Origin of the sequence: Parapedobacter pyrenivorans (genome assembly GCF_014636865.1) — a bacterium.
GTDB classification, from domain to species: Bacteria; Bacteroidota; Bacteroidia; order Sphingobacteriales; family Sphingobacteriaceae; genus Parapedobacter; species Parapedobacter pyrenivorans.
The window spans coordinates 513,323-526,885 of record NZ_BMER01000002.1 but is presented as its reverse complement, the minus strand read 5'-3'; the positions used below and the strand labels follow the sequence as shown (position 1 = coordinate 526,885).

The 13,563-nt window shown below is 49.0% G+C and carries 10 protein-coding genes; 3 read left to right on the top strand and 7 right to left on the bottom strand.

From position 1 onward, the window contains the following. Window positions 1-105: 105 nt before the first annotated feature. The 3 genes from IEV98_RS14045 to IEV98_RS14035 form a co-directional block, all read right to left on the bottom strand. A complete protein-coding gene (locus IEV98_RS14045) occupies window positions 106-846 on the bottom strand; it encodes an MIP/aquaporin family protein (RefSeq protein WP_188506619.1) in 741 nt (246 codons plus the stop codon). A gap of 73 nt (window positions 847-919) precedes the next feature. Continuing rightward, window positions 920-2,404, bottom strand: coding sequence for a glycerol kinase GlpK (glpK, locus tag IEV98_RS14040; protein WP_229738779.1), 1,485 nt, complete (start codon window positions 2,402-2,404; stop codon window positions 920-922). 54 nt (window positions 2,405-2,458) lie between these two features. After that, window positions 2,459-4,054 (bottom strand): glycerol-3-phosphate dehydrogenase/oxidase, encoded by a 1,596-nt coding sequence (locus IEV98_RS14035; protein ID WP_188506617.1) that lies wholly within the window; start codon window positions 4,052-4,054, stop codon window positions 2,459-2,461. A 198-nt stretch (window positions 4,055-4,252) separates the two neighbouring features. Here IEV98_RS14035 and IEV98_RS14030 point away from each other — a divergent pair, with 198 nt between their 5' ends. Then, window positions 4,253-5,014 (top strand): DeoR/GlpR family DNA-binding transcription regulator, encoded by a 762-nt coding sequence (locus tag IEV98_RS14030; protein ID WP_371870670.1) that lies wholly within the window; start codon window positions 4,253-4,255, stop codon window positions 5,012-5,014. Here IEV98_RS14030 and IEV98_RS14025 read toward each other — a convergent pair. The 4 genes from IEV98_RS14025 to IEV98_RS14010 all read right to left on the bottom strand — a co-directional run bounded on the left by IEV98_RS14025 (window position 5,001) and on the right by IEV98_RS14010 (window position 11,478). Further along, complete coding sequence (locus IEV98_RS14025) at window positions 5,001-6,020, bottom strand: lipid A deacylase (RefSeq protein ID WP_188506615.1); 1,020 nt, start codon at window positions 6,018-6,020, stop codon at window positions 5,001-5,003. The genes IEV98_RS14030 and IEV98_RS14025 overlap by 14 nt on opposite strands. Window positions 6,021-6,040: 20 nt before the next feature. Further along, the gene (gene odhB / locus IEV98_RS14020) at window positions 6,041-7,276 is read right to left on the bottom strand and encodes a 2-oxoglutarate dehydrogenase complex dihydrolipoyllysine-residue succinyltransferase (RefSeq protein WP_188506614.1); all 1,236 of its coding nucleotides are present in this window, start codon (window positions 7,274-7,276) and stop codon (window positions 6,041-6,043) included. Between the two features lie 23 nt (window positions 7,277-7,299). Next, window positions 7,300-10,095, bottom strand: coding sequence for a 2-oxoglutarate dehydrogenase E1 component (locus IEV98_RS14015; protein ID WP_188506613.1), 2,796 nt, complete (start codon window positions 10,093-10,095; stop codon window positions 7,300-7,302). Window positions 10,096-10,224: 129 nt separating this feature from the next. Then, window positions 10,225-11,478 (bottom strand): DASH family cryptochrome, encoded by a 1,254-nt coding sequence (locus IEV98_RS14010; protein ID WP_188506612.1) that lies wholly within the window; start codon window positions 11,476-11,478, stop codon window positions 10,225-10,227. Between the two features lie 242 nt (window positions 11,479-11,720). Here IEV98_RS14010 and IEV98_RS14005 point away from each other — a divergent pair, with 242 nt between their 5' ends. Together IEV98_RS14005 and IEV98_RS14000 are read left to right on the top strand one after the other, a co-directional pair. After that, window positions 11,721-12,617, top strand: coding sequence for a Rossmann-fold NAD(P)-binding domain-containing protein (locus IEV98_RS14005; RefSeq protein WP_188506611.1), 897 nt, complete (start codon window positions 11,721-11,723; stop codon window positions 12,615-12,617). Window positions 12,618-12,625: 8 nt separating this feature from the next. Continuing rightward, window positions 12,626-13,555, top strand: a complete 930-nt coding sequence (locus tag IEV98_RS14000) for a TIGR01777 family oxidoreductase (protein WP_229738766.1) — start codon at window positions 12,626-12,628, stop codon at window positions 13,553-13,555. The last annotated feature ends 8 nt before the right edge of the window (window positions 13,556-13,563 follow it).

The window sequence follows — 13,563 nt, the reverse complement described above, 5'->3', positions numbered from 1 at the left end:
GGGGTGTTTTGCAGCTTTATTTTAAGCTGCAAGTATGAGGTTATTATGTTTAGTTAATATTAATGCGGGGTTACAATAACGTCAAGTTTAATGAACATGAGTATGCTACTTGCCCATCCAAAGGAAAGCGATCGCGGCTAGTGCAGCCCCGATAAGCGGACCGATTACCGGTACCCATGCGTACCCGATATCGAAATCGGCTTTTCCCCTAATGGGAAGTAGTGCATGCACGATACGCGGGCCCAGGTCCCGCGCGGGGTTGATGGCGTAGCCCGTGGTACCCCCCAGCGCCAAGCCGATTACCCACACGACGAAAGCTACCGGAATGGCGCCCAAAGAACCCAAGCCAATAGGGACGGTTGCATCCGCGTCATGGTTGAGTGTAGCATCCGTGAAATAGAAGATGGTGAAAAGAAGAACAAAGGTACCCACCACTTCACTGATGAGGTTTACCGGTAGGTTTCGGATCGCCGGCGCCGTACAGAACACGGCTTGTTTGGCTCCTGCATCGGTTGTGGCCTTGAAATGATCCTGGTATATGAGCCATACAACGAACGCACCGCCCATAGCACCGATGAATTGGGCCAGCACATAAACTAATGCGTCGGATGCATCAATGTTTCCGGCAATAAGCATGGCCAACGTGACCGCCGGATTGAGGTGCGCCCCGCTATAAGGACCGGCAATGACTACACCCACAAATACCCCCAGTGCCCAGGCCGTCGTGATGACGATCCAGCCGCTGTTGTTCCCTTTTGTGCCGTTGAGTACGACGTTGGCAACTACACCACCTCCCAATAGAATGAGGAAGCCCGTGCCGATGATTTCTGCAATAAATGGTGTCATAATTGGTTTTCTATTTTTGCGCTATGCTTGTTATTCGCTGATTTCTATGAAAGGCGAACAGGCAAATAATTGGCTATTTGAAATGTTTTGCAGTCTCCACGGCTCGGTGCCAGTTCTTTAAAGCAGACTCGGCATCGTACGCTTGGTTTGGTTCAAATGTTTTGTCAATTTGCCATTGGTTTTGGATGTCGTCCGTATGCTCCCAAAGCCCTACAGCGAGGCCGGCCAAATATGCGGCTCCGATAGCCGTCGTTTCTGTAATTTTGGGTCTGACCACATTGGCCTGCAAAATGTCGGATTGAAACTGAAGCAAAAGGTTGTTGGCCGTAGCACCACCGTCTACCCGCAATTCTTTGATTTCCGTGTTTGCATCCGCTTCCATCGCCTGTAGGATATCCACGGTTTGAAAGGCGATGCCTTCTAATGCGGCGCGTGCAATATGGGCTGCATTGCTACCTCTTGTGAGGCCTACGATCGTGCCACGGGCGTAAGGATCCCAATGGGGGGCACCCAATCCGGCAAACGCAGGGACGAGGTATACGCCATCGGTGTCTTTTACTTTCAAGGCTAGCTCTTCAACGTCGGATGATTGACGGATAATGCCCAATCCATCGCGCAGCCATTGTACGATGGCACCACCGATGAATATACTACCTTCAAGGGCATAGCTTACCTTGTCGCCTATTTTCCATGCAATGGTCGTTACCAAATTATTTTTTGATAAGACGGGCTTATCCCCAATGTTCATCAACATGAAGCAACCGGTGCCATAGGTATTCTTGACCATACCCGGCTTGGTGCATAATTGCCCGAAAAGTGCAGCGTGCTGATCGCCCGCAATACCGGCAATCGGGATTTTAGCCGCAAGGATATTTGCGGCGGTTTCGCCATAAACTTCCGATGAACTCCTCACTTCGGGCAACATACTTTTCGGAACCTCGAACAATTCCAGCAGTTCGTTATCCCATTCCAGCGTATTGATGTTATACAGCATGGTCCTTGAAGCGTTGGTCGCATCCGTAAGGTGCTTCCCGCCGCCGGTGAGGTTCCACACCAGCCAGGTGTCTACGGTGCCAAACGCCAACTGACCTTTTTCGGCCTTTTCACGTGCACCGTCTACATTTTGGAGCAACCAATTGATTTTACTGGCTGAAAAATAGGCATCGATCAGTAAGCCGGTTTTTTGACGTATGGTGTCACCATGACCCTGTTCTTTCAATTCGTCGCAATACTTCGCCGTACGCCTATCTTGCCAAACAATAGCAGGATGGATGGGACGACCGGTAGACCTGTCCCATACGATCGTGGTTTCCCGCTGGTTGGTAATGCCGATAGCGGCAATGGACGAGGCCTTTAATCCGGCCTTTGCCACCGCTTCGGTGGCCACCGATAGCTGGCTCGACCAAATTTCCTGTGCGTCATGTTCCACCCATCCCGATTGTGGATAGTACTGCTTGAATTCCTTTTGCGCAAGCGTAACAATCCGACCTTCCTTGTCAAAGATGATTGCGCGTGAACTGGTAGTCCCTTGGTCTAATGATAAGATATATTGGTTCATCATACGTTGTTTACTTGGTTTGCTGATTCGGTTATTTTTTCCCCTATTCATTCGCTAATTGGTTTCCGCTATTTCCATGCTCGGCAGGTAGCCTTTGGCAAGTGACTGGTAACGACTTACCTGATCGGCAATCCATTTATCATCTTTGGCCAACTGCACAGCCATGATGGCGGCCACCTTTGGTGCCATATCCATCGACCTAGCGGCATCGAGGAATAATATCCTGAGCCGACGGGCCAGGACATCTTCTACTGTCCGCGCCATTTCGTGGCTCACCGCCCATACGACTTCTGCAGCAATATGTTCGAAATCCGCGTGTAATTTTTCCTTTAGTTTGGGGTCGGTATCAGTCAGCGCCAGGATATGCGGTGCATCACTGCCGTAACCAGCCCAATGGCCGGTCGGCTTTTGCGTACTGAAACCATGTATTTGGGTGTTTTTTGTGCGGCATGGCCGTAGTTCCAGGGCAGTGGTCGCTATCGCCTTGTCTACGGTCTCTTCTGCCATTTTACGGTAAGTTGTCCATTTTCCGCCGGTAATGGTGATCAGCCCCGAGTTGCTGATAATTAATTTATGGTCGCGTGAGATCTCTTTTGTCGATCCATTTGTCTTAGCGGGCGCCGCAAGCGGTCTTAATCCGGCAAATGTGCTGAGAATATCTGTTTTTTGCGGTGGGTTGGTGAGGTACGCAGCTGCGGTTTTTAGAATGAAGTCAATTTCCATATCCAACGGCCGGGGTTCCAAGCTATGTGTATCAATGGGGGTATCCGTAGTGCCGAGGAGCACATGGTTGTGCCACGGCACACCGAAAAGTACCCGCCCGTCGCTCGTTTCCGGAATCATCAGCGCATCGCGATCACCGAGAAAGGCCCGGTTTATGACAACGTGCGTGCCTTGGCTGGGCTTTACCAGTGGCTGATGCTTGTCTAGATCTAACTGGAGGATGTCATCTACAAAAACACCGGTAGCATTGATGGTGACCTTGGCGTCGATTTCAAATTGCTCCCCCGTTTCCCCATCCGTAAAACGAAGTCCCTTTATTTTGCCCGCATTGTCTTTTTGCAGTGCAGTTACTTTACAATAATTAATCACTGCGGCGCCGTGGGCGGCCGCAGTTTGTGCAAGATTGATGGCCATCCGGGCATCGTCAAATTGCCCGTCTAAGTAACGCACGCCGCCTTTTAATCGATTGGTTTTGATTCCGGGTAGGCATGCGCTGGTTTCCTTTTTTGATACGAATGATGACTTTCCGATGCGGTAGCTGCCGGCCAGCCAATCATAGACCTTTAGCCCGACAAGATATTTCCATTTACTGAACAGCGAGTAACACGGGATAATGAAAGATTGTGCGCGTGCCAGGTGGGGGGCGTTCTTGAAAATTAACCCCCGTTCGCGTAATGCGCTGTATACCAATTTGACATCACCCATTGCCAGATAGCGCACACCGCCGTGTATCAGCTTGGTGCTTCTACTTGATGTGCCCTTGGCAAAATCGTGCTGTTCAAGCAAAATCGTATTATATCCCCTGGTAGCGGCGTCTACGGCGATGCCGAGTCCGGTCGCTCCGCCACCAATAATGGCAACGTCCCATTGGGAATGCGTGGCGGCCCGATCAAGCGCGGTTTTCCGGTCTAACAGTGAGGTATACATAGCAGTCAATTAGAAAAAACAACAATGTGTAAATAGTTGAAGTGTTTTGTTTGTGATTACAAACCTAAATAATCCTTTATATAAAACAAAACGAAATAATAAAAATATTAAATGAAACTAAATGAAATTAAACATACGCATTTGTAGTGTCGGTTTTATGACCGAAATACGTATCTTAGCCCCGCAAGAATGCTGGTTATGAATAATGTAGAGCGCCATCAATTTATTATGAATCGGTTGCAGCAAAAGGGCTCGGTCAACGTCCTAGACCTGTGCAAGCTGCTGGATGTGTCATCTGTTACCATTCGAAAGGACTTGAAACTGCTGGAAGATCGTCAGTTGCTTTTCCGTACGCATGGGGGCGCTACCTTGATTAATCCGTATACTGCCGACCGGACGGTTTTTGAGAAGGAACGGATACAGGCATCGGAGAAAACGGCGATTGCCCGGGAAGCGGCTTCGATGATAACCGACAATGATTCGATCATCATCGCGTCCGGGACGACGGTACAGGCGATGGCCAGGGAAATTCAGCCGATTGGTAACCTAACGGTGGTGACATCCGCATTGAATGTGGCCGTGCAGTTGATCAAGCATCCCAACGTCGAGATTTTGCAATTGGGCGGTATCCTGCGGAAAAGTTCGACGTCGGTTGCCGGCCTGTATGCCGAGCGAATATTGAGCGACTTCTTCTGCAGTAAGCTTTTTCTGGGGGTGGATGGAATCGATCTGGAGTTTGGGTTGACCACCACGAATGCGCAGGAAGCCCATCTCAACCGGAAGATGATGGAAGTGTCGCAGAAGGTGATCGTGTTGGCTGACTCGACCAAATTCGGTAAGCGGGGCTTCGGAAGGATATGCGGTATCGAGGAGGTTGATCGCATTATTACCGATAAGGGCATTTCACCCCACACCGTGAAAGCGCTGGAGGGGATGGGGGTAATGGTTACCGTCGTCTAGGATACAGTCGCCCGATATTATATTGCAACGTAAATTGCTGCTGATTGTCTATCGCACCGCGGGTAAAGTGAAAGCTCAGCGTAAACTTGCTTTCCAATCCTTTGTATTGCAGTGGTTTCCAGCCTAATTCAAGTCTGTCATAAAGCTCGGCCGTATAAAATTGATCGCCATAGACAATGGCTAAGGGCTCACCGCTGTAAAATGTATTGGCGATGAATACTTTTTTATATTCTGCGTACAGGTCGGTAATAAAGCCTTTTGGTATACGCCAGTCATAGACGCCACGTAGCCGGTCATACGCCACCAGCCCACCTGCATTGATATCCAAGGAGTCCAGGAAAGACCGGCCGGAAAAGTCGATACCCATTTTGGCGATTGCCGCTCCATTGTCTCGTAATGGCAGGTTATTTTCTGGGTTTTCGTTCTTTTTCCCGGCGTTATGCCATAACGTGACGTTGTGCGAAAAGTAAACGATGCCCAAATTCACGCGACCGGAAATGCCTGCCATAAATTGTTCGCGGTCTTTTTCGGTTTGTCTACTGGTCCAGTCTATCCACACTTGTTGATGGAATGTGTTGCTCCCGTACCGCCATAATAAGCCCTCGATGTTTGGGTGGTAATAGTCGAGAGTGTCATTCAGGAGCGCACGGTGATATCCACTGAAGAGGTCCTTGCGGGGAAACATACCGATATAAAAATCATGACCCCGCCGCTTGTAGTTGTAGTAGATAGTAGGTGAAATCTGCCGGGATTCGGTTTTTTTAGAACCAAATTCGTGTAACAGATTGACGCCGCCATGCAAAAAGTGGGTGCTATCTAAGGATAGATTGGCCTCGGGGGCAACCCGTACGCCGAGAATGGATTGTGAATATCGACCGGACTTCGCGTATTCCCGGTTGTCGGCAAAGCCATGGAAATAAACGTTCCACCCAATGTCCTGTGCTTGCGTTTGCCCAAGGGCCAAAAGCACGGTTACCAGGGCAGACAGACGGCGTAAAGCAGACATCTCCAATTCAAGCACCTCAACTAAACTCCCAATAGCAGGCGTGCAGGATCTTCCAGTAATTGTTTCACGCGGACGACGAAGCTAACGGACTCGCGACCGTCGATCACACGGTGATCGTATGACATCGCGATATACATCATTGGGCGGATAACCACTTGCCCGTTTTCGGCAACTGGGCGCTCGATGATATTGTGCATACCGAGTATTGCCGACTGCGGTGCATTGATAATCGGCGTAGACATCATCGATCCGAATACGCCACCGTTGGTGATCGTAAATGTACCACCAGTCATCTCTTCGATGGTCAACTTGTTATCACGGGCCTTGGTGGCCAGCTCAACGACAGCTTTTTCTATTTCATGGAGCGATAACGAATCGGCATTCCGGATGACGGGTACGACCAGCCCTTTTGGGGCGGACACAGCGATCGATACATCCGCAAAGTCACTGTATACGATTTCATCACCTTCTATACGGGCACCCACTGCTGGCCATTCCTTCAATGCGGTACACACCGCTTTGGTAAAGAATGACATGAATCCCAGTCCAACTCCATGTTTTTCCTTGAATAGTTCTTTATATTTTGCCCGGAGGTCCATGATTGGCTTCATGTTCACCTCATTGAATGTGGTGAGCATCGCGGTTTCATTTTTTACGGTTACCAACCGTTTAGCGATGGTTTTGCGGAGTGAGGAGAGCTTCTCGCGACGCTCGTTCCGCGCGCCGCTTGGTGCGTTTGCGACCTCGGGCGCCCGGGTTGCTGCAGGCTTGCCAGCTGCTGCAGCCTTAGCTGTTTCCGCTTTTTCGGCGTCTTCCTTCGTAATGCGACCGTCTTTTCCGGTACCTTTAATCGCGGCTGGATCCATGCCTTTCTCCCTGAGGATTTTGGCAGCCGCTGGTGAGGCTGTGCCAGATGCATAGCTGTCGGACTGGGTAGGGGCAGGGGCATCAGCAGACGTTTCTGCCGTTTTCGGGGCTTCCGCTTGATGGGATTTTCCGTCGTCTGTGCTTGCGGGTGCGCCACCTTCTTCAATCGTGGCCACCACTGCGCCTATCTCCAGGGTGTCTCCTTCCTGGGCTACAATTCTGAGGATTCCGGCTTTTTCAGCAGGTAACTCAAAGGTTGCTTTATCCGATTCAAGTTCGGCGATATTTTCATCCATCTCCACATAATCCCCGTCTTGTTTCAACCACTGGGATAAAATTACTTCCGTGATGGATTCGCCTACGGTCGGTACTTTTATTTCTAAGCTCATATACGACTGTGTTATTACGTTGGTCAATCTATTTTTGCGGCAATTTTCACATTGCTTTTCACCTTTTCCTTTACCTCTGGGCCGGCTTTGTCTTCAAATGCGCGGCCCACTACAGCAAGTTGCTGGGCGATGTGCTGCTTGGCGTATCCGGTAGCGGTGCTGCTACTTTCCTTGCGTGATACGACTTCCAATGTGATGTTCCGGTTCCTGAACTTCCGACAAATATAGGGCCATGCCCCCATGTTCTCGGGTTCTTCTTGTACCCATAGAAATTCCGTGGCATTTTTGTATTTATTGCGCACGGCGCGGAGTTTATCCATTGGCGTGGGATAAAGCTGCTCCACACGAACAACAGCTACATCCTTGCGTTTATCGGCTTGCTGCTTTTCGAGCAGGTCGTAATAAATTTTGCCCGAGCAGAAAAGCACCCGCTTCACGTCGGCTGATTTCACGAAGCTATCATCGATGATCTCCTGAAATTGCGACTTGCCGGTAAATTCGGAAAGGTTGCTCACCACTTTCGGGTGGCGCAGCAGACTCTTGGGTGTGAAAGCCACCAATGGCTTGCGGAAATCGCGTTTGATTTGCCTGCGCAGTACATGGAAGAGGTTTGCCGGCGTCGTGCAATTGACGATTTGCATGTTGTTTTCTGCACAAAGCTCCAGAAAACGTTCGATGCGCGCGGAAGAGTGCTCAGGCCCCTGACCTTCAAGACCATGTGGAAGCAGCATGACAAGCGCATTGGAACGCCGCCACTTGGTCTCGGCGCTCGAAATATACTGGTCAACAATAATCTGTGCACCGTTGTAGAAATCCCCGAATTGGGCTTCCCAAATCGTCAATGATTGCGGATTCGCGAGGGCATACCCATATTCGAATCCCAGTACGCCATATTCCGAAAGATGTGAATTGTAAATGTTGAAGCGTTCGCCACCGGTGATTTGCTGTAACGGGATATATTCTTCTTCGGAATCTTCCAAAGTGAGCACCGCATGGCGGTGCGAAAAAGTACCCCGCTCTACATCCTGCCCGCTTACCCGTACACGTGCGCCTTCGTTCAACAAGGTCGCATAAGCCATCAACTCGCCCATTGCCCAATCGAATGTTTTGGTATCCACCATATTGAGCCGCTCGTCAAACAGACGGGAAATCTTCCGGAAAAATTTCTTGTCTGTCGGAAGGGTATTGATTTCTTTGGCGAGGGATAAAAAGACTTTTTCAGTGACGGCCGTTTTGGCGGGCACGAAAATGTCTTCATATTTTGCCTTACGGAGGCCTTTCCATGCGCCCGAATACATCGGGGTATCCTGCGTAAGGTTTTCATCCTCCTTCGAATCCTCCAACCGCTCTTGAAGGAGCTTTCGGAAATCTTTTTCCATTTCCTTGGCCAAATTGGCGTCTACACTCCCTTGCTCCTGGAGTTTCTTGGCGTAAATCTCCCGGGGGTTTGCATGCTTCTCGATGGCTTTATACAGCAAGGGCTGGGTAAATTTGGGCTCATCCGCTTCATTATGCCCGTATCTTCTGTAACACAGCAGGTCGATAAATACGTCTGTATGGTACTTCTGGCGATATTCCACGGCAAGGTTGATTGCATAGACCAGCGCTTCCGCATCATCCCCATTCACATGGAATACGGGCGACAACGTCACTTTTGCAATATCCGTGCAATAGGTAGACGATCGTCCGTCTTTGAAATTGGTTGTAAACCCTACTTGGTTATTCACCACGATGTGGATGGTGCCCCCCGTACGGAATCCTTCCAGTTTAGACATCTGGAGGACCTCGTACACGATGCCCTGGCCAGCTACCGCGGCATCGCCATGGATCAATAGTGGCGCAATTTTGGTTGCATCACCATCATATTTCATGTCGATTTTCGAACGTACGATACCTTCTACTACAGGATCCACCGTTTCGAGGTGAGAGGGATTGGGTACCAGGCTAAGGTGTACGCTAGCATCATTGTCGGTGGTGATATCCGTGGAATATCCCAAATGGTATTTAACATCACCACCAAAGTCTTGTTCGGCTTCTTCGGTATAGGTTTTACCCTCGAATTCGGAGAAGATGCTTTCGTAAGATTTCCCGAGGATATTGGTCAGTACATTGAGTCGGCCACGATGGGCCATGCCAATAACGAATTCTTGGATACCCAAATCTGCCCCTTTCTGAATGACGGAGTCCAGGGCGGGGATCAAACTCTCTGCCCCTTCGAGTGAAAACCGCTTCTGACCCAGGAATTTGGTGCCGAGAAAATTCTCGAATACCACGGCTTCATTAAGCTTCTGCAAGATTCTTTTTTTCCGTTCCAACGGGAAATTGGGCGTATTGCGTTCGCCTTCCATACGCTCCTGCAACCACTTGATTTTATCTGGGCTCCGGATGTATTTGAATTCGGCCCCGATGGAACGGCAATAGGTGTCTTCGATCAGTTGCCGGATATCACGCAACGTGGCAGGCCCCAATCCAATTTCCACACCGGCATTAAACACCGTATCCATATCGGATTCGCTTAAGCCGAAAGTTTCCAATTCCTTCCCGGGATAATATTTCCTGCGTTGGCGTACCGGGTTAGTTTCGGTAAATAGGTGGCCCCGATCACGGTAGCCATTGATCATATTCAGTACATTGATTTCTTTTAGTACATGGTCGGGCGTAGCCTGTGCAGCATTGCTGGTACCATTTTGGCCGAAATCAAAGCCTTCGAAGAATTTTTGCCAGCCGAAATCAACCGCATCAGGATCTTGTTTATATGCTTCGTATAATGAGTCGATATAGGCCGAATCTGCGTTACTTAGGTAAGAAAGCTTGTCCATTTAGTTGTTTATGCAATAACGGGTCAAAGTTATAATTATTAAATCGTTTGCCATAGCAATATACTACAATTTTACAGCCAAATTTTAGTCGTAATGCGATTTTGACGATTTTGATACGCCCAGCTCAACTCACTCTCCGAATGCCAGCGCTTCCTTGGGGTAGAGCCGTGTGCTTAGTTTTTTGATGTCCACCGGCTTATTGTCCTTGATGCTACTACCCACGCCTGCCAAGTGGGCCCAACTGCCATAGTTACTGGCAGGGCCATAATCCAGTAGTCTTTCTTCAAACCAGGCCGCACCTTTGAGCCAATTGACTTTCAGTTCGTGCACGAGGTATGCGGCAACGATTACCCGTTGGTCATGGGGAATGTATCCGGTTTCATTGAGCTGATACATGGTTTTATCGATAATCGCGTTTCCGGTATTTCCGGTTTTCCACCGGCCAAAATGCTGTTCATCATCGTCCACGCTGTCCGGCGGAGTGCCCGTTAAACCGCCTACTTGGAAAAAGCGATTGCCATGTTTTTTGAACATAAAGCGATAGTAGTCGCGCCAAAGCAATTTCAGTATGATTTGTTCTACCCGTTTCTTGTCCAACGCCGTGTTCTCCGCATCTTTTGCTGCGTGATAGAGGGTGTTGGGGGATAAGGCTCCGATCGCGATATAAGGGGAGAGGCAAGAATAATCGGTAACATCTGGATCTCCGTATAAAAATGCGTTCATCTGTTGCAATGCTACCGATTCACCACCTGGGAAACGCAACTTGCGGGCGTGTTGGATGGCTGTTGAGCTGAACCCCAGTGCTGATAAATCGGGAAGACAACCGGCGTCCAGACCTTCCGGTACCCGGATGGTATCCGGGCGGCCCAATTCGGGGCGGATGGTGCTTTCCCGTTCGGTCTTTTTCTTGAAGATGGTAAACGCATCGGGAATATCTTTAATCGGGAATGGAAGGTCTTCTTTGTGGTACAGGGTATGACCGATGAAGTGCCGCAGATTGATTTGCATCTTCCACAACGCTTCTTCAACGAGCGCAGAGATGGCCGTTTCTTCGTGGGCTACCTCCCGGTGGTGATATACTTCATCTACCTGATGTTTTTCGGCAATTTGCGGAATCAGGATTTCGGGATAACCGTGAGCAATGATTAGTTCGCCACCCAATTGCCGTAGCATGTGCTGCAGTGCCGAGACATTTTCGCGAATAAATGCAGCACGGAGCACTCCTGTTTTTTTTGTGCCGTATTCCGTGTCGGCAAAGTACCTGGGGTCAAAACAAAATACAGGGACAATCTGATGGCTACGTTCGACGGCACGAAGCAATATCTCATTATCATGGATACGCAGATCATTCCTGAACCAAACCAAAATTGTCCTTTTATGCATGCCTTACGAAGAGATTAAATGCTACAAATATAGGTTTTATTTATTGATGAAATCGGGTCTGTTTGGCCGGAATGCGAATATTGACAATAAAACCACAATTCAGTTTCCTTTTAATTTTTGTGTATAAGTGCATTTTACCTAAGTTTGCGCAAAAAAATCCATTGGGACGGAAACATATTCTGTTCTTAGTTGTACTAGTTAATAATAACCAAACCGTCTTCTTTAAAATGGGAGCATAGCGTATGAAAGTCCTGATAGCTGGCCTTAATAACTATTTAGCAAGAAATATAGCGGTGTGCCTCTCCGAAGAGAATCATCAGGTAACTTGCTTGATCAGAAATAGCAAGTTCTTCTATAAACATGTACCCGAGAAATATGGGATAACTATCTTGGAAGGCGATTTGTTTAAGGGTGCGCTTCCTTCTGGTTTGGATAAGGACACCCGCGTGGCGTTTTACTTCAACCAATCGCCCGTCAACGAAATCGATATCCGACTGGAAATGGAACTGATTGCACTCCAAAAATACATCCGGGCATTGAAAGCTACGGACTGTAGGCATCTGATCTATGTCACCAAGTTGGCCGATGACAACGTGAATACGATCAAGGACTACCTCCACCGAAGCGGGTTGGACTATACGGTTGTGCGGATCAGTAATATCGTCGGAAAAGGATCAGCGCTGATGAATATCCTGTCGGGTTTGGCCAAACGAAAATTGGTTATCCTTCCGAAAGAATTTGCGACGAGCCGTTGCCAGCCTATCCACTTGCTGGACGTATGTGCATACCTAAACAATATTGTGCTCGATGCCAATACCTATGGAAAGGTCTTCGATGTTGGGGGACCGGAGGTGATGACTTACAAAGAGGTTTTCGAGCGTTACATGGATGTTGCCAAATTAAAGAAAAAGGTGTTGGCATTGCCGGGGCTGAATAGGCCCCTTTCATTGTTTTTGAGCCGCTACATCTATAAGTTTGAGCAAGATGTTTCGGCTGCATTTATCGTTTATATGCGCAAGGATCTGGTGGCGGTAAATAACGGGTTGAGTAAACTTTATCCCGTGATTAAATTGGCACCCTTTAATACTGCTATTCGATATGCGTTGGGCATGCAGCAAACGATGTCTTCGAATGGATAACTGGCCTCATGATGAAGGAACGTGTTTTGGTTACGGGAGCAAGCGGTATGGTTGGGCAGGCGTTAATCGCTGCGTTGATTGACGGTGGTTATTCCGTCAATGCGTTGAGCAGGCAAGAGCGACAGACGGATTTGCCGAATGTACGGTTTTATGAGTGGGACATTGCGGCCGGTGAAATCGACGCAGCGTGCATCGACGGTGTGGGAAGCATTGTCCATCTTGCTGGTGAAAACATCGCCGCCCTGCCGTGGAGCAATAAGCGGAAACGTGCAATCTTGACAAGCCGCACCCAACCCATCGGGTTGATCTATGACGTGTTGAGAAAGCAGCACGGACACACGGTCAAAACCGTCGTATCGGCTTCTGCTACCGGTTATTATAACCATAGGGGCGATGAATGGATGAGTGAGGATAAAGCTCCGGCAGCAGATTTTCTGGGGCAAACTTGTGTGGCATGGGAGCAGGCCGTCAACAAGGGCAAGGAACTTGGACTGCGCACGGTTTCCTTGAGAAGCGGTGCTATATTGTCCGATAAAGGTGGGATATATGATCGATTTGCCTCGATGATCAGGAAAGGGTTGGGCGTTGTGCCGGGAAAAGGCACGCAGTGGATGCCTTGGATACATATCGACGATGCCGTGGCTATGTATCTATTTGCTTTGGAACATCAAGGTATACGAGGTGTTTACAACATGGCTGCCCCCGGTCAAGTTACCATGTCCACGTTCGTACATACAATCGCAAACCAGCAAGACAAGCCATTGTGGTTACCCCGTGTCCCCAGCTTTTTGTTGAAAGCAATTTTGGGGCAAATGAGTGAAATGCTCCTCAGCAGTACACGCGTCTCGGTCGAAAAAATCCAAAACGCTGGATTCACATTCGCATACCCTGAGATCAAGGGGGCTATTAACGCGTTAAACCCTAGGCCACAGGCATAAGCCTGCCG

Coding starts and splice junctions, on each gene's coding strand:
- IEV98_RS14005 (WP_188506611.1), top strand. CDS start 11,721: ATGAAAGTCCTGATAGCTGGCCTTAATAACTATTTAGCAAGAAATATA.
- IEV98_RS14000 (WP_229738766.1), top strand. CDS start 12,626: ATGATGAAGGAACGTGTTTTGGTTACGGGAGCAAGCGGTATGGTTGGG.
- IEV98_RS14025 (WP_188506615.1), bottom strand. CDS start 6,020: ATGTCTGCTTTACGCCGTCTGTCTGCCCTGGTAACCGTGCTTTTGGCC.
- IEV98_RS14010 (WP_188506612.1), bottom strand. CDS start 11,478: ATGCATAAAAGGACAATTTTGGTTTGGTTCAGGAATGATCTGCGTATC.
- IEV98_RS14030 (WP_371870670.1), top strand. CDS start 4,253: ATGAATAATGTAGAGCGCCATCAATTTATTATGAATCGGTTGCAGCAA.
- IEV98_RS14035 (WP_188506617.1), bottom strand. CDS start 4,054: ATGTATACCTCACTGTTAGACCGGAAAACCGCGCTTGATCGGGCCGCC.
- glpK (WP_229738779.1), bottom strand. CDS start 2,404: ATGAACCAATATATCTTATCATTAGACCAAGGGACTACCAGTTCACGC.
- odhB (WP_188506614.1), bottom strand. CDS start 7,276: ATGAGCTTAGAAATAAAAGTACCGACCGTAGGCGAATCCATCACGGAA.
- IEV98_RS14045 (WP_188506619.1), bottom strand. CDS start 846: ATGACACCATTTATTGCAGAAATCATCGGCACGGGCTTCCTCATTCTA.
- IEV98_RS14015 (WP_188506613.1), bottom strand. CDS start 10,095: ATGGACAAGCTTTCTTACCTAAGTAACGCAGATTCGGCCTATATCGAC.